The 22,138-nt window shown below is 69.7% G+C and carries 15 protein-coding genes; 8 read left to right on the forward strand and 7 right to left on the reverse strand.

The features are described 5' to 3' along the window. The first annotated feature begins 132 nt into the window (after window positions 1-132). Both QHF89_RS13730 and QHF89_RS13735 read left to right on the forward strand, forming a co-directional pair. A complete protein-coding gene (locus tag QHF89_RS13730) occupies window positions 133-4,119 on the forward strand; it encodes a serine/threonine-protein kinase (RefSeq protein ID WP_136969679.1) in 3,987 nt (1,328 codons plus the stop codon). Between the two features lie 17 nt (window positions 4,120-4,136). Next, window positions 4,137-5,015: a PAS domain-containing protein gene (locus tag QHF89_RS13735; protein ID WP_284720450.1), complete on the forward strand. Its 879-nt coding sequence runs from the start codon at window positions 4,137-4,139 to the stop codon at window positions 5,013-5,015. A 6-nt stretch (window positions 5,016-5,021) separates the two neighbouring features. Here the strand turns inward: QHF89_RS13735 and QHF89_RS13740 are convergent, their stop codons facing one another. Genes QHF89_RS13740 through hisS form a run of 3 tightly spaced genes read right to left on the reverse strand, consistent with a single transcriptional unit; the run spans window position 5,022 to window position 8,885 of the window. Further along, on the reverse strand, window positions 5,022-5,840 hold the full coding sequence (locus QHF89_RS13740) for an SGNH/GDSL hydrolase family protein (RefSeq protein WP_136969680.1): 819 nt from the start codon (window positions 5,838-5,840) through the stop codon (window positions 5,022-5,024). Window positions 5,841-5,892: 52 nt separating this feature from the next. Beyond that, on the reverse strand, window positions 5,893-7,599 hold the full coding sequence (locus tag QHF89_RS13745; protein ID WP_284720451.1) for a hypothetical protein: 1,707 nt from the start codon (window positions 7,597-7,599) through the stop codon (window positions 5,893-5,895). Then, window positions 7,596-8,885 (reverse strand): histidine--tRNA ligase, encoded by a 1,290-nt coding sequence (gene hisS / locus QHF89_RS13750; RefSeq protein WP_136969681.1) that lies wholly within the window; start codon window positions 8,883-8,885, stop codon window positions 7,596-7,598. The genes QHF89_RS13745 and hisS overlap by 4 nt, the downstream gene beginning before the upstream one ends. Window positions 8,886-8,977: 92 nt before the next feature. On the opposite strand from hisS, the gene ruvX reads away from it, so the two are divergent. Continuing rightward, entirely contained in the window at window positions 8,978-9,490 is a 513-nt protein-coding gene (gene ruvX / locus QHF89_RS13755; RefSeq protein WP_136933209.1) for a Holliday junction resolvase RuvX, read from the forward strand. Here ruvX and QHF89_RS13760 read toward each other — a convergent pair. After that, window positions 9,487-11,103 (reverse strand): serine/threonine-protein kinase, encoded by a 1,617-nt coding sequence (locus QHF89_RS13760; RefSeq protein WP_170229568.1) that lies wholly within the window; start codon window positions 11,101-11,103, stop codon window positions 9,487-9,489. The two genes, ruvX and QHF89_RS13760, sit on opposite strands and share 4 nt — an antisense overlap. A gap of 289 nt (window positions 11,104-11,392) precedes the next feature. Here QHF89_RS13760 and rpsO point away from each other — a divergent pair, with 289 nt between their 5' ends. Further along, window positions 11,393-11,659 (forward strand): 30S ribosomal protein S15, encoded by a 267-nt coding sequence (gene rpsO, locus QHF89_RS13765; protein WP_136933211.1) that lies wholly within the window; start codon window positions 11,393-11,395, stop codon window positions 11,657-11,659. A 370-nt stretch (window positions 11,660-12,029) separates the two neighbouring features. Then, window positions 12,030-14,303 (forward strand): polyribonucleotide nucleotidyltransferase, encoded by a 2,274-nt coding sequence (gene pnp / locus QHF89_RS13770; protein WP_136969682.1) that lies wholly within the window; start codon window positions 12,030-12,032, stop codon window positions 14,301-14,303. A gap of 98 nt (window positions 14,304-14,401) precedes the next feature. Here the strand turns inward: pnp and lysA are convergent, their stop codons facing one another. Beyond that, window positions 14,402-15,703: a diaminopimelate decarboxylase gene (gene lysA, locus QHF89_RS13775; RefSeq protein WP_136969683.1), complete on the reverse strand. Its 1,302-nt coding sequence runs from the start codon at window positions 15,701-15,703 to the stop codon at window positions 14,402-14,404. 171 nt (window positions 15,704-15,874) lie between these two features. Here lysA and pyk point away from each other — a divergent pair, with 171 nt between their 5' ends. From pyk to QHF89_RS13790, 3 genes are all read left to right on the forward strand, one after another. After that, window positions 15,875-17,296 carry a pyruvate kinase gene (pyk, locus tag QHF89_RS13780; protein WP_284720452.1) on the forward strand — a complete coding sequence of 474 codons (1,422 nt, stop codon included), beginning with the start codon at window positions 15,875-15,877 and terminating at the stop codon, window positions 17,294-17,296. Next, the gene (locus QHF89_RS13785; RefSeq protein WP_136969685.1) at window positions 17,293-19,245 is read left to right on the forward strand and encodes a serine/threonine-protein kinase; all 1,953 of its coding nucleotides are present in this window, start codon (window positions 17,293-17,295) and stop codon (window positions 19,243-19,245) included. The genes pyk and QHF89_RS13785 overlap by 4 nt, the downstream gene beginning before the upstream one ends. Before the next feature lie 187 nt (window positions 19,246-19,432). Beyond that, window positions 19,433-20,377, forward strand: a complete 945-nt coding sequence (locus tag QHF89_RS13790) for a hypothetical protein (RefSeq protein WP_136969686.1) — start codon at window positions 19,433-19,435, stop codon at window positions 20,375-20,377. Window positions 20,378-20,523: 146 nt separating this feature from the next. Here the strand turns inward: QHF89_RS13790 and QHF89_RS13795 are convergent, their stop codons facing one another. Continuing rightward, window positions 20,524-21,156 carry a hypothetical protein gene (locus QHF89_RS13795; RefSeq protein WP_136933217.1) on the reverse strand — a complete coding sequence of 211 codons (633 nt, stop codon included), beginning with the start codon at window positions 21,154-21,156 and terminating at the stop codon, window positions 20,524-20,526. 194 nt (window positions 21,157-21,350) lie between these two features. Next, entirely contained in the window at window positions 21,351-22,112 is a 762-nt protein-coding gene (locus QHF89_RS13800) for a class I SAM-dependent methyltransferase (RefSeq protein WP_136933218.1), read from the reverse strand. Window positions 22,113-22,138 lie beyond the last annotated feature (26 nt).

Below are 22,138 nucleotides of genomic sequence, written 5' to 3' on the forward strand. Positions count from 1 at the left end.
CGCGCCGCCTTGGGGCTTTTGTCTTGGTGTCGGCCCTGACCATGAACCGCCCGGGTCGATCGAAGAGGACACGCGGAGGGCCGCGAAATGACTTGGATGATCGCACATCCGCCCGGATAGAATTCCGAGGCGATGTTGAAGCCAGGGATGCGGGTCGCCGCGCGTTTCGAGCTCGACGATCACACGATCGCCGGCGGGATGGCCACGATCTACCGCGCGCGAGATCTGGAGACGGGCGCCGTGGTCGCGGTCAAGGTCCTCGGCGGACGCAACGTTCGCGAGATGGAGCGCTTCTCGGCCGAAGCCGTGTTGCTCGCCGAGCTCCGGCATCCCGGCATCGTCCGGTACGTCTCCCACGGCTCGTTGCCCGCAGGCGAGCTCTTCCTCGTGATGGAGTGGCTCGAAGGCGAGGACCTCTCCGATCGCCTCGCGCGCGGCCGCTTGCCGCTCGACGAGGCGATCCGGCTCGCGCGGCGCGTGGCAGACGCGCTCGGCGCAGCCCACGCGCGCGGGATCGTTCATCGCGACGTGAAGCCGAGCAACGTGTTCCTGCCCCGCGGCGACGTGGACGAGGCGAAGCTGCTCGACTTCGGCATCGCGCGGCTCGGTTACGGCCGGACGCTCGCGACACGCACGGGGACGCTGCTCGGGACGCCCGGGTACATGGCCCCCGAGCAGGCGCAAGGGCGCAAGGACGTGGACGCGCGCGCCGACGTGTTTTCCCTCGGCGCGATGCTCTTCGAGTGCCTGACGGGGCGGCCCGCGTTCGCCTCGGAGCAGCTCATGGCCACGCTCTCGCGCATCCTGTTCGAGGAGCCGCCGCGCGTGCGCACGATCCGCAGCGAGACGCCGGCCGCGCTCGATCTGCTGGTCACGTCGATGCTCTGCAAGGATCCCGCGGGCCGGCCGCGCGACGGATCGATGATCGTGGCCGCGGTCGACGCGCTCGGGCCGCTGCCCGGAGGGCCGTCGAGCAGCGAGTTCGTGCACTCGTCCGTGGTGAGCAGGCCGGCGATCACCGTGCGCGAGCAGCAGCTCCTCTGCGTCGTGCTCGCGACGAGCACGTTCTCGAAGACGATCGCGGACGGCGACTCTCCCGAGACGGACGTGACGCTCACGCCGGGGATGATGGCGGAGGCCATCCTCCGCCGCAGCCTGCCGAGCTTCGGCGGCGACGCCGTGAGCGGCACCGCGGGCACACTCGACGATCTGAACGGCGCCGCGGCGGCGTACGGCGGCAAGCTCGAACAGCTCGTCGACGGCTCGCTGCTCGCGGTGTTCACGGGCGCCGCGGCCGCGATCGATCTCGCGGCGCGGGCCGCGCGGGCGGCGATCGCGCTCCGCGAGCTCTTGCCGGGCGTGCCGATCGCGGTGGCGACGGGGCGTGGCCTCGTGGCCCAGCAGCTCCCGGTCGGCGAGGCCGCGGAGTCGGCCGCGCGTACGCTCTCGGCGGCGCGCCGCGAGGGCGTGCCCATGGAGGGGCGCGTGTTCGTCGACGAGGTGACGGCGGGCCTGCTCGACGCGCGCTTCGACGTGCGGGAAGAGGGTTTTACGCGGGTGCTCGAGGCGGTGAGGGATCGCGCGGATGCCGCGCGCACGTTGCTCGGCAAGCCGAGCCCGTGTGTCGGGCGCGAGCGCGAGATCGGCACGCTCGTCGCGATCATGGAGGAGAGCATCGCGGAGCCGATCGCGCGGGTCTCGCTGGTGACGGGGCCCGCGGGCGTCGGCAAGTCGCGCGTCGCGACGGAGGTGCTCCGCAGGCTCGACGCGGCAGGGCACGACCTCGAAGTGTGGGTCGCGCGCGGCGATCCGATGGCCGCGGGCTCCACGTTCAACATGCTCGCGCAGATCATCCGCGCCGCAGCGGGCATCGAGGTCGGCGCGCTCGCGTCCGTGCAGGAGGAAAAACTCCTCGCGCGTGTCGCGTCGTGCGTCGCTGCCGACGACGTCGTGCGCGTGACCGTCTTCCTCGGCGAGATCCTCGGCCTGCGTTTGCCGGCGGAGCGCAGCCACCTGCTCGCCGCGGCCCGCGCGGACGCGATGCTGATGGGTGATCAGATGCGCCGCGCGTTCGAGGACTGGCTCTTCGCGGAGTGCACGAAGACGCCCGTGCTGCTGCTGCTCGACGATCTGCACTTCGGCGATCTGTCGACGGTGCGGCTCATCGACGCGGCGCTGCGCCACGCGCGGGAGAAGCCGCTCTGCGTGCTCGCGCTCGCGCGCACCGAGATATCGCGCGTCTTCCCGCGCCTGTGGGAGGAGCGCGGCATGCAGGAGGTTCGCCTCGGCGAGCTCGGGCGGCGGGCGAGCGAGCAGCTCTGCAAGGTGTGGCTCGGGAGCACGGCCACGCCGGATCTCACGGCGCGCATCATCGAGCGCGCGGCGGGCAATCCGTTTTACCTCGAAGAGATCGTGCGCGCCGTCGCCTCGGGCCGCGGCGACGCGCTTCCGGGCACGGTGCTCGCGATGGTGCAAGCGCGCCTCGAAGAGCTCGAGGCCGTCGAGCGCCGCATCCTCCGCGCCGCGAGCGTGTTCGGCGACGTCTTCTGGCCCTCGGGTGCGGCCGCGCTCGTCGGCGGCGAGAAAAAAGAGGCGTCCGTACGCGAGGCGCTCGGCACGCTCGTCGAGCGCGAGCTCGTCGTGCGCCGCACCTCGCGCAGGTTCCTCGATCAGGAGGATCACGCGTTCCGCAACGCGCTCGTGCGCGAGGCGGCGTACGCGACGCTCACGGACGCCGATCGCATGCTCGGCCATCGCCTCGCGGCCGCGTGGCTCGAATCGGTGGGCGAGACCGAGGCGATGGTGCTCGCGCAGCACCACGAGCGTGGCGGGGATCTGATCCGCGCGGCCTCGTGGTACGCGCGCGCGGCGGAGACGGCGCTCGAAGGCAGCGACTTCGAGGCCGTGATCGAGCGGAGCGAGCGAGCGATCACCTGCGGCGCGCAGGGCGAAGAGCTTGGTCGCCTCCGGCTGCGCCAGGCCGAGGCGTACCGCTGGCAAGGCAAGTTCAGCGAGGCCGAAGAGCGCGGGCTCGAAGCGATCCAGATCCTGCCCGCGGGCAGCGATCCATGGCTCTTCGCGGTCGGCGAGATGGCGAGCGTGTTCGGCAAGCTCGGCAGCGTCGAGCGCGTCGAGGTCCTCGGCGACGCGCTGCTCACGGTCGCGTGTATGCAGGAGGCGCCCGCGAGCGACGGGCACATCGCGGCGCTCTCGCGCACCTCGACGGCGGCGCTGCTGCTTGGAAAAAACGAGCTCGCGGAGTCGCTGTTCAAGGAGCTCGAGCGGCTCGGAGGCGCGTCGGACAAACCGCTGGCCGTCGGCTGGCGCGAGCGCGCGCGGGCGTTCCGCGCGCCGTTCGTGGGCGAGACGGGCGCGTCGGCGCGGTACTTCGCGCTCTCGGCCGAAGGCTTCGAGAAGGCCGGCGACGTGCGCAACGCGTGCCTGCAGCGCGCGAACTACGGCGCGTCCTGCCTCGAAGTCGGCGACTGGATCGGCGCGGAGAAGGCGCTCGTGCCGGCGATCGTGGACGCCGAGCGCATGGGCGCGAAGCACATCGTCTCGTCGGCGCAGCGCGACCTCGGGTACGCGTTCGCGCGGATGGGCCGGCTCGACGAGGCCAAGACGCTCGAAGAGCAAGCCGTCGCGGAGTTCTCGGCGCACGGGGATCGTCGGCTCGAAGGCGTGGGGCGCGACGAGCTCGCGACGATCCACCTGATGCGCGGCGACCTCGCGGAGGCAGAGGCCGAGGCACGGCGCGCGGTGGATCGGCTCGCAGTCGCGCCGCCGTACCTCTGCCACGGGCACGCGACGCTCGCGCGGGTGCTGCTCGTGGTGGGCAACGTGGAGGAGGCGCTCGTGAACGCGCGCGCGTCGCGCAAGCTGCTCACGGAGGTGGGCGCGCTCGAGGAGGGCGAGGGGCTCGTGCGGCTGATCCTCGCGCGCGCGCTCCACGCGGCCGGCGAGGTCGAGGAGGCGCGCGCCGTCCTCGCGGAAGCGTTGCAGGAGATCGATCGGCGCACGGCGACGATCGCCGATCCGGACGCGCGACAAACGTTTGCCGCGATCCCCGAGCACGTGGAGACACGCGAGATCGCGCGGACCTGGGGGATCACGGGCTGAGCGCGCGGGGGGGCATCGTGAGCGACGCGGGATTCCTCCTTCCGAGCATCGAACGAGCCGACTGGAAGACGTTCCTGCTCCTGCAGCTCGTCCTCGACACGATCCCCGATCCCATCTTCGTCAAGGACCTCGATCACCGGCTGATCGCCTGCAACCAGGGGTTTTGCCGCCTGGTCGGCCAGCCCTACGAGGTGGTGATCGGCGCGAGTGATCCCGACTTCATGCCGAAGGAGCAGGCCGACGTCTTCTGGCACTTCGACAACGTCGTGTTCCGCACCGGCCAGCCGAACGAGAACGAGGAGCTCGCCACGAGCTCGGACGGCGCGACGCGCACCATCTGGACGCGCAAGTTCCCGCTTCGGAACGTCGGCGGCGAGGTGGTGGGCCTCTGCGGCATCGTCACCGACATCACGACGATGAAGGAGCGTCTGCAGCGGGCCGAGCGGCTCGAAGCGGAGAACCGCGAGCAACGCGCGGTCATCGAGGCGCAGACGACGATGCTCGATCGGATGAGCATGCCGGTGCTCCAGGTCGGGCCGGGCGTGCTCCTCCTGCCGCTCGTCGGCGAGATCAGCGATCGGCGGGCCGAACGCGCGCTGCAGACGTTGCTCGGCGCGATTCACGAGCGCCGCGCCGAGATCGTGATCCTCGACGTGACGGGCGTGCCGACCTTCGATACGGCCGTGGCGGGGCACGTCGTGCGCGCGGTGCAAGCGGCCGAGCTGCTCGGCTGCCCGTGCGTGCTCGTGGGCATCGGCCCGGAGGTCGCGCGGACGCTCGTGGAGCTTCAGGTGGATTTCGGGCGCGTCACGACGCGGTCCACGCTGGAGGACGGGATCGCGTTCGCGATGAAGCAACGCGTCCGGCGCAAAGGGCCACAGGCCGGACGCGCGTGAACCCCGTCAGGGGCTCGGCGTCAAGAACCGAGGCGGCCGCGTGCTCGTCTCGTTTTTGGCCATCGGTGCGGGCGCGGGTCGCGCGGCGCGCAGGATCTTCTCGACCTCGCCGGTGACGCCGTCCGCCCATTTCGTGGCGGCCTCGATGCCAGCCGGGAAAAATCCGTAATGCCAGCCGTCGCCGCCGTCGGGGTAGGCCGAGAGCTTCCGGCTGTCGACGAGGTGGCAGGCCGGCGCGGCTTTCGGGTCGTCCCCGGCGGCCTTGATACCGGCGCGCAGCATCGCGTAGACCTTGTCGCCGAAGGCGGGCGACCATTTCTGCATGGAGGGCGGGCCGATCCAGACGCAGACCGTATTCGGCCGCGACCGGATGCGCCGGACGGTTTGCTCGACGTTCCCGACCTGCAACGAGGGCTCCCCGGGCATGTTGCTGCCGAGCCCGACGATCACGACCTGCGTTTCGTACGTGCCAGGCGGCGCGAGCAAGTCGTCGATCGTCGGCGCGCGCAGCTTGCGCTCCGGCAACCGGACCCGCGCCAGGATCGGCGATTTGCCACAGCTATGGTAATGGTAGCCCCTCCGCGATACTTTCGCCGTGAGGAGCCATTCCGTGGACGCGCCGCCGAGCGTGTAGCTCTCGAGCTCGGCGTCTTTTTGCGCGAGCAGCCAGGCGTCGAGCCGGTCGCCGAAGGCCGTGAGGCCGTGCGAATCGTAGACCGTGGCGAATCGGACCCGCCCGCACGGCGCCGCCTGCGCTTCCGCTCGGGTCACGAGGAGCGAAGCGAGCGCGATCCCCAGGGAGACGACACGACGGAAAGCAAGCACGCGCCTACGGTACCACGCCATTCGCCGCGCGGAAAGGCTCCGCGCGGCCGGGTCATTTGCTGAGCGTGATCGGGATGTAGGCGAGGCGCATCTTGGACATCGTCCCGTCGCGCGTATACCCCGCCAAACCGTAGAGGACGTTCCACCAGTGCCCCGTGGGCGATTGGCCGTACGAGAAGAGCGGGAAGAAGTGGAACTCCCATTCGGATCCGTTCGCGAGCTTCTTTTCGCGGTAGAACGTGTTCAAGGCGAGCTGCGAGACGCCGTCCTGGTCGGCGAAGCGGAAGAAGCCCGGGAGCACGACCGTCGCGCGCGACGTCGGCGAGGCGAAATCCCATACGAAGGGCGCGAGCACGAGGTGCGACGATTGATTCGTGCGCCCCATGTGGAAGATGGGGAAGAGGTTCGCCGCCCAGCCCGTGGTGTCGGCGCGATACCGGAAGAGCGGCGTGATCCAGGTCTCGTCGCTGAGGCCGTACCGCTGGAACCGGCCATAGAAGGGGAAGATCGCGAGCTCCTTGCCGCGCGGCGATTCGCCCTTGTAGAAGAACGGCAGGAAGAGCTTCCGATCGAGCCCGATGTCCGGATCACGGTAATGCCAGTAGAGCGGCGTGATCATCTCGAGCTCGGTGCGGCCCTGGTAATGGGCATAGCCCCAGGTCGCGAACGTCTTTTCGCCCTTCTCGCCCCGCTCCCAATAAAAGAGCGGCGTCGCGAGCCGCGAAGCGTTGCCCTCGTAGCCATAATGAAAGAGCGGGAAGACCGTGAGGTTTTCCTTGTTCTTGCCCCAGGTGTGCCAGTAGAACGGCACGACGTGGCGGCTGTCGCTCTCCTTGTCGTGGCGGCGGATGTATGGGCCCCAGACGTTGAGCCAGCTCTCGCCGATCTCGTTGTAACGATAATAATGGAGGAGCGGCGGGATGACCTCGTATTCGGTCGTCTCGTTCCGGCCGTAGAAATAAAGCGGCGCGACGCCGAGGTCGATTTCGTCGGCGGTGCGCGTGTCGCACGCAGGGCCGCCCTTCCATTTGCAGAACATCGGGCCGACGATGTCGAGGCCGTCGTGATCCGTATGCTGCGTGAACGTGAGCAGCGGCGGGATGTGCAAATAACTCTTCGACCCCGTCTTCCCCTCGAAAAAGAGCGGGGGAAGGAGGTTCATGTGGCTCGCCGGCTGCTTCGCCGTCGCCTCGCGCTCCTGGTGCACGTAGGGGCCGACGACCGTCGTGCGGGTCTCGCCGTCACGGAGCCGCCAAAACAGCGGGAAGAGGACGTCGGCGTCGGCCTTGGGGCTGCGGCGGTTGTAATAAAAGAGCCCGAAGAGGCTCGATCGATCCTGCTCCTGCGGCTTCTTCCACTCGGCCCACAGAGGAAAGAGCGTGCGAAATTCGTATTTCGGGCTCTTCTCCGAATACCACAGGCCATAAAAGCGGCGCTCGGACGGCTCGAGGGGCGGCGTCGCCTCGGGATCGGCGCTCGATCCGAGGTGCTTCGCCACGGCCGGCGGGACCGCCAACGGATCCTGCGGCAGCGAAGGTTCTTGCGTCTGGAGCTGCCCGGCCTCCTCCGAACCGGAGGCGGCGTGCGTCTGCGGCTGGTCCGAAGGCGGCTGCTTCGGGCGCCCCTGCGAGGGAGGAGGGCCCCCTCCAGGCCCGCCCGGACCCATGCCGCCCTGCGCGTGCGAGACCAGAGGGACCGCGACGAGCGCCGCGATCACGAGAGAGGCCAGCGAGGCGCCGCGCCTTCGAAGGACGCTCACCGCGCCTCGCCCGGCGGAGGAGACGCCTCGGCCCGCGCCCGCGCCGCGAGGACATCCGCCGCATCCGCGAGCGGCACCTCGTCCTGCTTGTGACCCGCGAGGTCCTTGACCGACGCGACGCCCCGTTCGAGCTCGCCATCGCCGAGGATCACGCAGAACTTCGCGCCGAGCGCATCGGCACGGCGGAGCATCGCCTTGAGGCGGCCGCCGCGGCCGTCGACCTCGACCCGCACGCCGCGCGCGCGGAGGTCACGGCCGAGCACGAGCGCGCGGCTCGTGCACGCGTCCGAGAGCGGCGCGACGTAGACCGCGGGGCGCTCGCGCGAGACCTCGCCAGGCATCAACGTGAGCAGCCGCTCGATGCCCATCGCGAAGCCGATCGCGGGCACGCTCGGGCCGCCGAGGCCCTCGATCATGTTGTCGTAGCGGCCCCCGCCGACGACCGTGCTCTGCGCGCCGAGATCCCCGCTGGTCGTGACGAACTCGAAGAGCGTGCGCGTGTAGTAGTCGAGCCCGCGCACGAGCGTGGGATCGACGATGTACCGCACGTCGAGCGCGTCGAGGTGGCGGCGCACGCCCGCGAAGTGCGCAGCGTCGGCCTCGTCGAGCAATTCGAGGATCGAGGGCGCGCCCTTCGAGGCCTCGCGGTCGCGCGGATCCTTCGAGTCGAGGATGCGCAGCGGGTTCTTCTCAAGCCGGCGCTGCGAGTCCTCGGAGAGTTTGTCCTTCATCGGCGTGAAGTACGCGACGAGCGCGTCGCGGTAGCGCGCACGCGTGCCTGCCGCGCCGAGCGAGTTCAGCCGCACCTCGATGTTGCCGATGCCGAGTCCTTGGTTGAGGAGCGAGAGGATCATCTCGATCATCTCGGCGTCGGCGAGGGGACCTGCGTCGCCGTAGAGCTCGCAGCCCGCCTGGTAAAACTGCCGGTAGCGGCCCTTCGCCGGCCGTTCGCCGCGGAACATCGGGCCGAGGTAGGACCAGCGCGAGACGGGCTCCTTCGTGTGGACTTTGTGCTCGACATACGCGCGCGCCGCGCCGGCCGTGCCTTCAGGGCGCACGGTGAGCTCGTCGCCGTGCCGCGCGAACGAGTACATCTCTTTCTCCACGACGTCGGTCGTCTCGCCGATCTGCCGCGAGAAAAGCGCGGTGTGTTCGAGGATCGGCGTGCGCACCTCGTCGTAGCCGTACCGAGCGACGTGCTCGCGGAACGCCTGCTCGAGGCGCTGCCAGCGCGCCGCCTCGTCCGGCAGGATGTCGTTCATCCCCTTGACCGCGCGAAGTTCCATGTCCGCCGCGGCTTATGGTCGGAGAGCCGATGAGGGTCAAGCTTTGCCGACCTCTTGACGTACGACGGGGTCTGTCCTCCCTTGTCCCGGGTATGGTTGAGCGTCCTGGCCGTCCTCCAAACCCCCCGCGTGTATGTGCGCTCGACCTGGGCAAGGCCCGGGTGGGCGTGGCGATCGCCGACGAGCTCGGCCTGCTCGCGCACCCCCGACCCCCGCTCGACGGGCGCGACAAAAAGGCGCTGATTCGCGCCCTTGGCGAGCTCGCCCGCGAGGAAGGGGTAGGCCTCTTCCTGGTCGGCCTGCCGCTCGACATGTCGGGCGCGCACGGCCCCATGGCCACGCGCGCCACGGACCTCGCCCAGGAGATCAGCCAGGCCACGGGCGTGCCCGTGGAGTTCTTCGACGAGCGTTGGACGACCGTGGAGGCGGCCCGGAAGCTCCGGGAGAGCGGGACCTCGGGCAAGCGGCAAAAGGGCGTCATCGACGGCATGGCCGCCGCCGTGATGCTCCAGGCCTACCTCGATCGCGCCCAGGGCCTCGGCAGCGCCGACGCGCTCGTCATGCCACCACCCCCGCCGCCGCGCGGACGGGGCGGCCGGCGCTAAGCGGCCTTCTTGTTGTCGTCGAGCATCAGGTGCGCCACCAGCGCCGCGATGAACGCGATGACGAGCAGGAGCACGTCCCACACGGGCCACGCCACGCCGACCGCGCGCCGGAGCAGCACCGACTCGATGAGCCGCACGAGCATCGCGCCGAACCCGTAGGAGCAGAGGCCCACGACCACCGGGCGACGCAGGCGTCCGAGCATCTCGATCGCCTTGACCGTGTTGTCCCAGACCGTCTTCCGGATGTGGCGGATCAGCAGGATGATGGGCGTCGCGAGCGCGACCGGGATGAGGAGCAGGAGCAGGACGGACTCCGAGACGGTCAGGTTCGCCGTCGCGCCGCCGCCGCGCGTGATGCGGAAGATGGACGCCGCCGTCGTGATGAGGCCGCCGAGCGTGAAGAAGACGCCGAGCGCCATCATGAGCACGAGCATCGGCCGCGCCATCGTGGCCTCTTGCTGCTGCTTGATGAAGAGGGCCGACGGGCGCGCCGCGGTCCCGGTCGCGGTCGGATCGCCGATCGGGACCATCGCGGCGCTGGCCGGCTCCTCGGTGTCCCAGGCCGCGAGATCGGCGTCGAGCTCGGCCATGCTCTGGTGACGATCGTCGGGCTCCTTGGCCATCGCCCGCTGGATGACCATCTCCAGCGTCTCGGGGATGCTCGGCTCGAGCGAGCGCGGACGCGGCGGATCCTCGGAGAGCACGGCCATGAGCGTCGCGGCCGGGTCGCCGTTGTCGAACGGGCGCTTGCCCGTGAGGGCGCAGTAGAGCATCGCGCCCACGGCGTAGATGTCGGCGCGGTGGTCGACGCGGTGACCACGTGCTTGTTCGGGCGCCATGTACGAGGGCGTGCCCATGATCATTCCGGTGCGGGTGAGGGCCTTGCCCGTGGCGTTGTCCTCGACCTTCGAGATGCCGAAGTCGATCACCTTCGCCATCGGGCGGTTCAGGTCGCCGATGAGGAAGACGTTCTCCGGCTTCATGTCGCGATGCACGACGCCCTTCGCGTGCGCGGCGGCGAGGGCCTTGCAGACCTGGCGGACGATGCGCACGGCCGGCGCCACGGTCATCTTGCCCCGCTGCGTGAGCAGGTCGGCGAACTCTTTGCCGTCGAGCAGCTCACTGATGATGAAGGGGCGCCCGTCGGCTGTGCGATCGATGTCGTAGACGTCGATGACGTGCGGGTTCTTGATCTGCGCGGCGGCCTCGGCCTCGCGCTGGAAGCGGGAGAGCACGTCGGCCTGACGCGCGTACTCCGGGTGCAGCATCTTGATGGCGAAGCGCTTCGAGCCGATGCGCGTGTGGCGCGCCTCGTAGACGCGGCCCATGCCGCCTTCGCCGATCACGCGGACGATGGTGTACGACTCGCGCAGGGTCTGGCCGACGAGCTCGTCCCGCGTCTCCTCCGCGAGCTCGGCACCGTCCTTCGGGCAGATTTTGTACTCGCCCGGGTAGCGGCTGTTGCACGTCGGGCAGATGCGCTCCGGGGCGGCGACGCCTGCGACGAACGAGTCGGCCGATCCGTATCCGGTGGCCGCGGAGCCGATCCCGGTGAGGTTCGTCGTCGCGGGTCCCACGACGATCGACGGCTGCGCCGACGAGGACGCAGCCATAAGGGGAGAAGCCCCCGAATCGGGGGGCCGAACATTACCGGCCATCGCGAGGCAGACTAGCGGAAGTCGGCTTCCCGAGGGGGACAATCCCGTTGCAAACCTTGCTCGTCCGCCCGTGGGCAACACGGTCCGTTGACCGAACGGACGAGATGCGTATACTCCGCGTCCGTTTTTCGTTCGGCCCGATCACGTGGGCACGCGCCGCTCCGGGCGTGCGCTCGCCGTCGGGCGACGCTTGGACGATCCGGGCGCTCGGCAGCGCCAGGATACGCCGAGGAGTGACAGACCGATGCTTCATCCGATTCACAAGACGACGATCATCGACAAGTTCCGCACGCACGAGGGCGACACCGGCTCGCCCGAGGTGCAGATCGCGCTCCTCAGCGAGCGGATCACGCAGCTCACGGAGCACTTCAAGACGCACAAGAAGGACCACCACTCGCGCCGTGGTCTCCTCAAGCTCGTCAGCCAGCGCCGCCGCCAGCTCGACTACTTGAAGCGCATCGACATCGAGCGCTACCGGTCGCTCATCAGCCGCCTCAACATCCGCAAGTAAGCGCACAAAGGCGCGCGAGCGACGAGAGGGCTCGTTCCCCACGGGGAGCGGGCCCTCTTCGCTTTTGTAGCGTTTGTCCTTCGCGCTTCATGAAGTGCTTCCGGAAGAACGGCGCACCGGTCCGCCGAAAAAAGTGGCGGGTTTGGGCGGGAGGCTCTACACAGAGAGCCGAAATACGTCGGTTTGGACAATAACGGGGCGCGGGGGCGTTCCCCGAGGCCGTGAGCGCTACGGAGCGTCTTCGTCTTCGCTTCGTGCCCAGCAGCAAGGCTGCTTCTGGGTAGGAATCGAGGAAGAAGATCCGCCTTGCGCTCGGATGTCACGGGTCTTCGGGAGCGCGCTCGCGACCGCGAGAGAGAGCGCAAGACACATGTACGTTCGTGAATCCGTCATGGTCGGCGGCCGAGCCCTCACGCTCGAGACCGGCCGTCTGGCCAAGCAAGCCCATGGATCCGTCCTCGTCACCTACGGCGAGACCATGGTCCTCGTGACCGCGGTGTCGCAAGACGAGCGGCCCGGGCTCGATTTCTTCCCCCTCACCTGCGAGTTCGTCGAGAAGACGTACGCCGCCGGCAAGATCCCCGGCGGCTTCTTCAAGCGCGAGGCACGCCAGCGCGACGAGGAGATCCTCGCCTGCCGCATCATGGATCGCCCGCTCCGCCCGCTCTTCCCCGAGGGCTTCAAGAAGGACACGCAGATCATCGCGACCGTCCTTTCGAGCGACAAGCAGAACAAGGCCGACGTCCTCGCCCTCACGGGCGCGAGCGCGGCGCTGCACATCTCGGACATCCCGTGGAACGGGCCCATCGTCGGCGTGCGCGTGGGCCGCAAGGCCGGCGAGTTCGTGGCGTACCCGACGGCGGCCGAGATCGAGGAGTGCGACATCGACCTCGTCGTCGCCTGCTCGCGCGACGCGATCGTGATGGTCGAAGGCGGCGCCGCCGAGGCGACCGAGAGCGACATCATCGACGCGCTCATGTTCGCGCACGAGACGGCGCAGCCCGTGATCGACCTCATCGAGCGCGTCCGCCAGGCGGTGGGCAAGCCGAAGAAGGCGTTCCAGGCGCCGCAGCTCGACGACGCCATCAAGGCGCGTGTCGCCGAGGTCGTGGACAACGACCTCAAGTCGGCGACCCGCGTGACCGACAAGAAGGCGCGTTACGAGGGCTACTCGACGCTCAAGAAGAAGCTCGGCGAGGCGCTGCTCGGGGAGCTCGGCGCGGAGAAGTACGTCGCGAACGAGAAGCTCATCAAGGCGGAGTTCGAGGAGCGCAAGGCGCACGTCGTGCGCACCTACGTGCTCGACGAGGGCAAGCGCATCGACGGCCGCGACACGCGCACGATCCGGCCGATCATGTGCGAGGCGGGGCTGCTCCCGCGCGTGCACGGCAGCTCGCTCTTCCAGCGCGGCGAGACGCAGGCGATCGTGACGACGACGCTCGGCACCTCGACGGACGAGCAGAAGATCGACGGCCTGATGGGGGAGAGCTGGAAGCGCTTCTACCTCCACTACAACTTCCCGCCCTTCTCGACGGGCGAGACGAAGCCGATGCGCGGCCCGGGCCGGCGCGAGATCGGGCACGGCGCCCTCGCCGAGCGCGCACTCTCCCGCATGATCCCCGCGCAGGAGCAGTTCCCCTACACGATCCGCATCGTGAGCGAGACGCTCGAGTCGAACGGCTCGTCGTCGATGGCGGCCGTCTGCGGCGGTTGCCTCTCGCTGATGGACGCGGGCGTGCCGATCAAGTCGCCCGTCGCCGGCATCGCGATGGGCCTCATCGCCGAAGGCAACAAGTACGCGATCCTGAGCGACATCCTCGGCGACGAGGACCACCTCGGCGACATGGACTTCAAGGTCTGCGGCACGGCGCGCGGCGTGACGGCGATCCAGATGGACATCAAGATCGCGGGCCTGTCGCGGGCGATCCTGGCGCAGGCGCTCGATCAGGCGCGCGAGGGCCGGCTGCACATCCTCGGCAAGATGCTGGAGGCGCTGCCCGCGCCGCGGCCGGAGCTCAGCCAGTACGCGCCGCGCATCACGACGATCAAGGTCAAGCCCGACCAGATCCGCCTGATCATCGGCCCCGGCGGCAAGACCATCAAGGGCATCGTCGATCAGACGGGCGTGGCGATCGACGTGGAGGACGACGGCACGGTGAACGTGGCGTCGGCGGACTCGGAGGCCGTGAAGAGGGCGCTCGACATCATCAAGGGCCTGACGGCCGAGCCCGAGGTCGGCGCGGTCTACAAGGGCACGGTCAAGCGCATCACGGACTTCGGCGCGTTCGTCGAGATCCTCCCGGGCACCGACGGCCTCGTGCACATCTCGGAGCTCGCGCACACGCGCGTCGAGCGTGTCGAGGATGTGGTGAAGGAAGGCGACACGGTCGAGGTGAAGGTCGTGAGCGTCGACCGCGAGGGCAAGATCCGCCTGAGCCGCCGCGAAGTGCTGCCGCTGCCCGAGGGGCAGGCCGGCGTGGAGGCGAAGGCGCGGCTCGATCAGGCCCGCGAGCGCGACGCGGGTGGTCCGCCGCCGCGTCGGAGCGAGCCGGGTCGTGACGGCCCCCGCGGGGATCGTCCGCCGCGCGGCGACCGCGGGGATCGTCCGCCGCGCGGCGACCGTCCGCCGCGCGATCGTCGCTGATCCACGTGGAGCGACATGATCCACGTCGTCGACGTGGATCATGTCGACATCCGCAAGTGAAAGGGGCGGGCCTCATGGGCTCGCCCCCTTCGTTTTTGTCAGCCGAAGAGGCGGGACGCGGCCCAGGCCGCGGCGTCACGCGAGGCATGGACCGTCGCCACGCGGCCGCCCGCGAGGAAGATCTCCGTGGGCAGCCCACGCCCGTTGTATTCACTCGCCATCACGAAGCCGTAGGCGCCGGCGTCGCGGACGACCACGGCGCGCGGCAGCGGCTCTGCGAAGGGATGCTCGCCGAAGTCGTCGGAGCTTTCGCAGACGGGGCCCACGACGCGGTAGCCGGGCGCCGCGCCGGCTGCGGGCGGGGGCGCGTCGATCGGCTCGATGCGGTGCTTGGCGCCGTAGAGCGCGGGGCGGATGAGATCGTTCATGCCCGCGTCGATCATGAGCCACCGCCGCGTCGGCTCCCCCCGCGAGCACTTCGTCATCACCACGCTCGCGCAGAGCACGCCGTACGGCGCCACGAGCGCGCGCCCCGGCTCGACGACGATGCGCGTGCCGCCGAAGCCCCGCTCCGCGACGAGGCGGCTCGCCGCGCGCGCGAAATCTGCGGGCGTCACGGGGCAACCCGCGCCGTAATCGATGCCGTAGCCGCCGCCGCAATCGACGTAGGCGAGGGGCTTGCCCGCGGCGCGGCGCTCGGCCGCGAGATCGAGCACCACACGCGCGCCCTCGAGGTACTCGTCCGTGCGCGTGAGCTGCGAGCCGACGTGACAGCCGAGGCCCACGAGCTCGAGCGCGTCGCGGGCCGCGTCGACCGTTTCGTACGCCGCCGGAAGATCGGCGAGCGCGATGCCGAACTTCGCCTCGTCGTGTCCCGTCGCCACGTGCGCGTGCGTGTCGGCCTCGACGCTCGGGTTCACGCGGAAGGCCACGCGTGCCTTGCGTCCGAGCGCGCGGGCGCGGGCCACGACGCGCGGGATCTCCTCGACGCTCTCCATCTGCAGCGCGAGGATCCCGCGGTCGCCAGCGCCGATCGCTTGATCGATCTCGCGTGCCGTCTTGGCGACGCCGCTGAACAGGATCGACTCCGCGGGGATGCCCGCGCCGAGCGCGACGGCGAGCTCGCCGCCGGAGACCACCTCGGCCCCGCAGCCGGCGGCGCCGAGCGCGCGCACGATGGGGCCTGCCGTATTTGCTTTGACGGCGTAGGCGATCAGGTGCGGCGCGCCTTCGAAGCCTGCGGAAAGATCCCGCGCTGCCTGAACGATCGCATCCACGTCGTACACGTAGGCGGGGGTGCGCGGTCGTTCTCCTTGGGGGGACTCCGTCCCGAGGTCGAGGAGGTCCTCGAGGCGGAGACCGCCCATCGTGGCGGCCCCGCGCGCGTCGCGTTTCAGCATGGGCCCTCGGGTAGCGCGGCGCGGGCAGGGGGTAAAGACGGCATGGCGCGGGGCGTCGAGCGGGCTCGTCCCGCGACCCGGGAGGACGCCCCGGTCCAAGTCGGACGGCTCACGGAGCTTCCCGGCGGAAGGCCCCTGTTAGCCGCGCGGACGTCATGCCATGCTGCGCCCGTGGTCGTACGTCGCGCGAAAATCGTCTGCACGATTGGTCCTGCTTCCGAGCCCCAGCTCGAGCAACTCATCCGCGCCGGCATGGATGTGGCGCGTCTGAATTTTTCCCACGGCACCCACGACGAGCACGCGCGCCGCTTCCAGGCCGTCCGTGCTGCGGCCGAGGCGTGCGACAAACCCGTGGCGATCTTGCAGGACCTTTGTGGTCCCAAGATCCGCGCGGGCAAGTTCGAGGGCGGCACGATGGATGTGCCCACGGACGCTCAGATCGTGCTCACCGAGGCCACGAAAGAGCAGCCGTCCGGCGGGCCCGGCGAGATGCCGATCCTGTACGAGGGCCTCGCCGAGGATCTGCAACCGGGCGACATCGTGCTCGTCGACGACGGCCGCATGGTCCTCACGGTGACCAAGGTCGACGGCCGGCGCGTGCACGCCGTGGCCACGCAGGGCGGGCAGCTCCGCGATCGCGTGGGCGTGAGCCTGCCGGCGCGGCGCGTCCGGCTCGCGGCGCTCACCGAGAAGGACAAGGCCGACCTCTCGTTTGGCCTCTCGCTCGGCATCGATTACGTCGCGCTCTCCTTCGTGCGCACGGCGGACGACATCCGGCTCGTGCGCGACATCTGCGAGGCGTGGGGCCGACCGACGCCCATCGTCGCGAAGGTCGAGACGCCCGCGGCGGTGGAGAACCTCGAGGCGATCATCCAGGCGACGGACGCGGTCATGGTCGCGCGTGGGGATCTCGGCGTGGAGTTCAACCCCGAGCGCGTGCCCGTCATCCAGCGCGAGATCCTCGGCCTCGCGCGTGTGCATCAGAAGCCGGTCATCGTCGCGACCGAGATGCTCCAGTCGATGGTCACGAACTCGCGCCCGACGCGCGCGGAGGCGAGCGACGTGGCGACGGCGGTCTTCGAGGGGACGGACGCGGTGATGCTCTCGCAGGAGACGGCGACGGGCGCGCATCCGTCGCTCGTCGCGCGCGTGATGAGCCGCATCGTCATGGAGGCCGAGCAGAGCAAGTTCTTCCGTCCTCTTTCGAGCGAGATGCCCGGCGTGCGCGCGAACGTGCCCGAGGCCGTGGCGCGCAACGGCTGCGACATCGCGCGCGACATCGGCGCGCGGGTCATCGTGGCCTTCACGGAGAGCGGATCCTCGGCGCTCTACGCCTCGAAGCACAGGCCCGTCGTTCCGATCATCGCGTTCTCGCCGAACGAGGCGACGCGCCGCAGGCTCGCGCTTCTCTGGGGCGTCGTTCCGTGGCCGATCGACAAGGTCACGAGCGCGGACGAGATGGTCGATCGCGCGAGCATGATCCTGCTCGCGAACGGCTTCGTCTCGCCGGGGGACAAGTTCGTCGCGATCTTCGGCGCGCCCATCGGCGTGCGGGGCTCGACGAACTCGATTCGCGTGAAGGTTGTGGAATGACGGAAGCCTCCGCCCTGCCGGGGCTCCCCAGGCTCGCGAAGTACGAGCTCATCGAGGAGATCGGGCACGGTGGGATGGCGACGGTCTATCGCGCCCGGGACAAACGTCTCGGGCGCGAGGTCGCCATCAAGCTCATCCACAAGCACCTGCGCGAGAACGCCGAGGTCGGCGCGCGGTTCGTCGCCGAGGCGCGCGCGGCCGCGAAGCTCCGCCACCCGGGGATCGTCGAGGTCTACGACGTCTCCAGCGAGGAGGACGGCGAGCGGTACCTCGTCGTCGAGCTCTGCCGCGGCACCACGTTGCGGAAGGTCCTCCAGCGTCATCGCGACATGCCCGCCGAGATCGGAGCGGCGATCGTCCTCGTGCTTTGCGAGGCGCTCGAGCATGCGCATGCGGGCGGCATCGTGCACCGCGACGTGAAGCCGGAGAACGTGCTCGTGGAGCTGCCGACCGATCGCACGAGCGAGTCGCGAGCGCGCGTGGACAAGGTCGACGAGACGCCCGTCCCCGACGCGCCGCGATCCACGCCGCGGCCCGTCCCAAGCCGCGCCGGAAATCTCGGCGTGCTCATCAAGCTGACGGACTTCGGCATCGCCAAGATCCTCGACGCGCAGGGCGTGACGTCGACCGGGCAGGTGCTCGGATCGCCGGCGCACATGGCGCCCGAGCAGATCGAGGCGGGCGAGGTCGACGGGCGCACGGATGTCTTCGCGCTCGGCGTGCTCATGTACGAGTGCCTCGTGGGGCACCTGCCGTTCGAAGGGAAAAACCCGGCGCAGGTCCTTCGTCGTGTACTCGAAGGCGACTATCCGCCCGCGGATCACGAGCGGTCCACTGTCGGGGGTCGCTTCGCGCGCATCATCGACGGCGCCCTCGCGCGCGCCGCGGCCGATCGCGTCGCGGGCCCTGGCAAGCTCGGCGAGCTCATCCGCGCCGAGCTCGAAGCGCTCGGCATCACCGATCCGCAGCGCGAGATCGAGGCCTATTTCGAGGACCCGGTCGGCTACGCCGACGCCCTCACGACGCGGCTCGTGCCGTGCCTCGTCGCCCGCGGCGAGGCCGCGCGCAAGGCCGGCGATCGCACCGGCGCTGCGGCCGACTTCAACCGCGCGCATGCGCTCGCGCCGAACGATCTCGCGATCCTGAAGCGCGTGACGAGCCTCTCCGCGAGCGCCGAGCGCCAGAAGCTCGCGCGCAGGGTGGCCGGCCTCGTCGCGGGCACGGTCGCGCTCGGCCTCGCGGCCTTCGCCGTCGCGCGGTTTCGCAAGCCTGCAGCCGCGCTCGAGCCTGACGCGGGCCCGAAGGCCGACGCCACGACGGCCACCACGGAGCGCCCCAAGGACCCGACCGCGCCCGACGCGTCCGCGGATCCTCGCACTCCGAGCAGCGCAGCGTCGTCGATCAGCATGGTCGATCCGCCGCGCAGCATCCGCATCAAGCTCCCGCTCAGCGCCGCGACGACCTCGGCCGCCACGCCGCCGTCTTCACCTCCGGACCTGCGCAAGGTCGTCTTCCTCGTCAGCCCGCAGGGCGCGACCCTCGTCCTCGACGGCAAGGAGGAGAAGCATTTTTCGCGTGTTTTCTCGCTCAAACCCGGCGGTCACTCCGTGTCGGCGCGGGTGAAAGACTCGAAGTGCTGCGGGACCTTCGACAGCACCCTCATCGTCGAGCCTCCGCCCGAGAATGATCCCGACGACGTCCAGCGTTATCGTGTGCGGCTCACGCCGCTGCCGTCGACCGTCGCCCTCGGCCCGGCGCCCGCGTACGCGCAGGTGGTGTGCTCGGACATCAAGCTGACGCTCTTTCCAGGTGCTACCAAGAAGGTGCAGCTCGAAGAGATCACGTACGATAACAAGTGTCAGTTCACGGCGCCGGGGGAGGAGGCCTTCCGGCGCAACGTGAGTTTGCGCGCCGGCGAGCACAACGTCGTGCCTTGGTCGGCGCGGTGAGGCGGGGGGCCTCGCTTCGCGGATAGCGGTCCCCACGATGCCCAAATTCCGGTAGAAGGGTCCCTCGGTTACTCGGTTACGGGGAATGACGGCGCGACCTCGTCTGCAGCGGGCTTTGCCCGGCGGGCTTCGGTTCGGGCGGGACCGCCGCGGCCCCAGGGCCAAAGGGTGCGTTTCGTTCGGCCGCGTGGCGCTCGCCGCAGCGACGGGCCTCGTGTTCGCCTTCGTGTCCCAAGCCGCGCGCGCGGACGATTTGCAGCAGTTCGAACTCGGCAAGACGCGCTTCGACGCGGCCGAGTACGACGAGGCGGCCTCGCGTTTCACGGCGATGCTCGATCCGGCGCAGAAGCCTTGTGAGTCTGTCCCGACGAGCGGCACCGCGCCGTGTCGTCTCACGGACACGGACCTCATCCAGCGCGCGCGCACGCTCCGCGCGGCCTCGCTCGTCGCGCTCAAGCGTTACGACGAGGCAGAGGCCGAGATCGCCACGATCCTTCGGCAAAACCCGACGTATTCGCCCGACCCCGCGGTCTTCCCGCAGGAGGTCGTGGATCGCTTCACGCTCGTGCGGGGTCGCTTGCGCCAGGAGCTCGACGTGGCGGAGCAGAAGCGCGCCGAGGAGGAGCGGCAGCGGCGCATCGCGGAGCAGAAGGCGAAGGAGGAGGAAAAACGCTGGATCGAGTCGCTCGTGAAGGCGGCCTCCGAGCGGCAGATCGTCATGCAGAATTCGCGCATCGTCGCTGCGATGCCGTTTGGCATTGGCCAGTTCCAGAACGGCAGCAAGAAGCTCGGCTGGACCTTCGCCATCACGCAGGCGTTCACGGGCGCGACGTCGATCGTCGCGTCGCAGGTCTTCAACTACTACGCGAGCTTCGATCAGACGATCGCGACGGGCGCCGAGCGCGAGGAGCTCGTGCGTCGCCAGCAGATCACGCTGATCATCAACCAGGTCGCGTTCGGCCTATGGGCTGGGCTCACGGTCGCGGGCATCGTGCAGGCGCAGATCGCGTACGTGCCGCAGAAGGTGACGATCGAAAAACGCCCCGTGCCGCCGCGCCCTGCGGTGCGCGTCGTGCCGACGGTGGCGGTGACGCCGGACGGGTTTGGCGTGGGCGTCATCGGCGCTTTCTGAGCGCTTCGACGCAGGGAAAAATAGACGCACCTTTTGCATCGACCGCATCGCGGTCGATGCACCAAAGGTCCAGGGCTGGCCCTGGTCCGGGTCGAGGGGTGGACAACCCCTCGTCGGGTCCGGGGTGAAACCCCGGCGCTACGCTTTCAGGTGCTGCGGCTGCTCGTCGGCCTCACACCGGGAGGGCCGTCGTTGTGCTCGCGGCAGCCGGTGCGCGACATCATCTTTGCGCGGAACGACACGCGACCGCAGGTGTCGCAGACGCAGAGGTTCTGGTCGTAGAGGTTGCGGTTCGAAAGGATGTCGGCGGCGAAGAGGCTGAGGACGATGTCGCTCAGCGAGTCTTCTTTTTGCGGCCGCGCGATCCACGAGGCCTTCGTGCCGATGCCGATGGGCTGCACGCGGCTCGACTTCGTGGCGAGCTCGAGGAAGCCGTCTTCGGGGGGATCCGTGATGAGCCCGCGCAGCGTGAAGACGACGCGCGACCGTGCGCGGCCGAGGATTCGATCGAGCAGCGCTTTCGTCGCGGAGGGCGGCGCGCCCACGGTGTTCAGCGTGTCGAGCAGCAGCGTGCCTGCCATCGGCTCGGCGACTTGGACGGGACGCTGCATGCGACCTGCGCGCACGAGGTACTCCTCGATCCAGGTCTTGAGCTCCCGCGCGCCCATGGCCCCGATGCCGACACCCTCGACGAACGCGAGCGCGCCGATGAGCGCGCCGCGGTCGTTGTCCGCGCCGGTGAGGAGGGTCGGGATCGAGCTCGTGGACGTAGGAGGCATCGCGGGTCCTTTCAGCGACGACGGGCGCTCGGAGGGGGCCCTGCAACGTGCAGTATCGCTCTGCTTCGCGGCGGGGCCAACATCGACGCCGGGGGGCGGGGGGCCACCTGCACGATGCGCGAATCCTCGAAGGCCACGATGATCAAAAATATCAGTGATTTCCGACCCGAACAACAGGGACGAGGGGCACCCGCTCAAAGCTTCTCGAGGGCGACGATCCAGAAGCCCCCGAGGTGCCGGAGCGGGGAGTCGCAGAGCGCGCGCTCGGCTTGGACGAGGGCGCCGCGGACGAGCGGCACGCGCATCACGGCGGCCGCGGGCGTGACGATGCGTACGCCGCGTGAGGCGCGGACGCGCACGCCGGCCGGGAAAAGGCGATGGGCGCCCCAGGGGCTGACGAAGCGGGTGTAGACGGCGTCTTCCTTGGTGCGCGCGCTGATGGCGCCGGCCGGCAGGAAGCGCTTCACCAAACCACGCAGGCTCACGGGGTTGTAGAGCTCGGCGAGGATGGTTCCGCCCGGACGAACCACGCGTACCATCTCGGCGATGGCGCGTTCCAGCTCGCGGACGTGCGGCAGCACCTTGAAGGCGCAGGCGACGTCGAAGCTCGCGTCGGGGAAGGGGAGCTCGGTCGCGCTGCCGACGGTCACGTCGAGGCCGCGCGCGCGGGCTTTTTCTAGCATCCCGGGCGAGAGATCGACGCCGCGGGCCGTCCGCGCGAAGTCTGCGATGCGCCGGAGGAGCAGGCCGGTGCCGCAGCCGACCTCGAGCACGTCGCGGCCTTCGCCGAAGCGGCGGAGGAAGTCGATCTCGAGATCGTCGACGAGGTCGTGGTAGCCCGAGGTATCGCGGCCGTCGCGCCGGTCCTCGTATCGGGCGGCGAACTCGTCGTAGTACGCGCGCGTCGCCTGGAGGTGGTCGTCGTGCGGGAGCGATTCTCGCGGCGCTTCGTTCATCCCGGCCGGTTGTAGCCCAACGCGGG

Origin of the sequence: Polyangium sorediatum (assembly GCF_029946465.1) — a bacterium.
GTDB classification, from domain to species: Bacteria; Myxococcota_A; Polyangia; order Polyangiales; family Polyangiaceae; genus Polyangium; species Polyangium fumosum.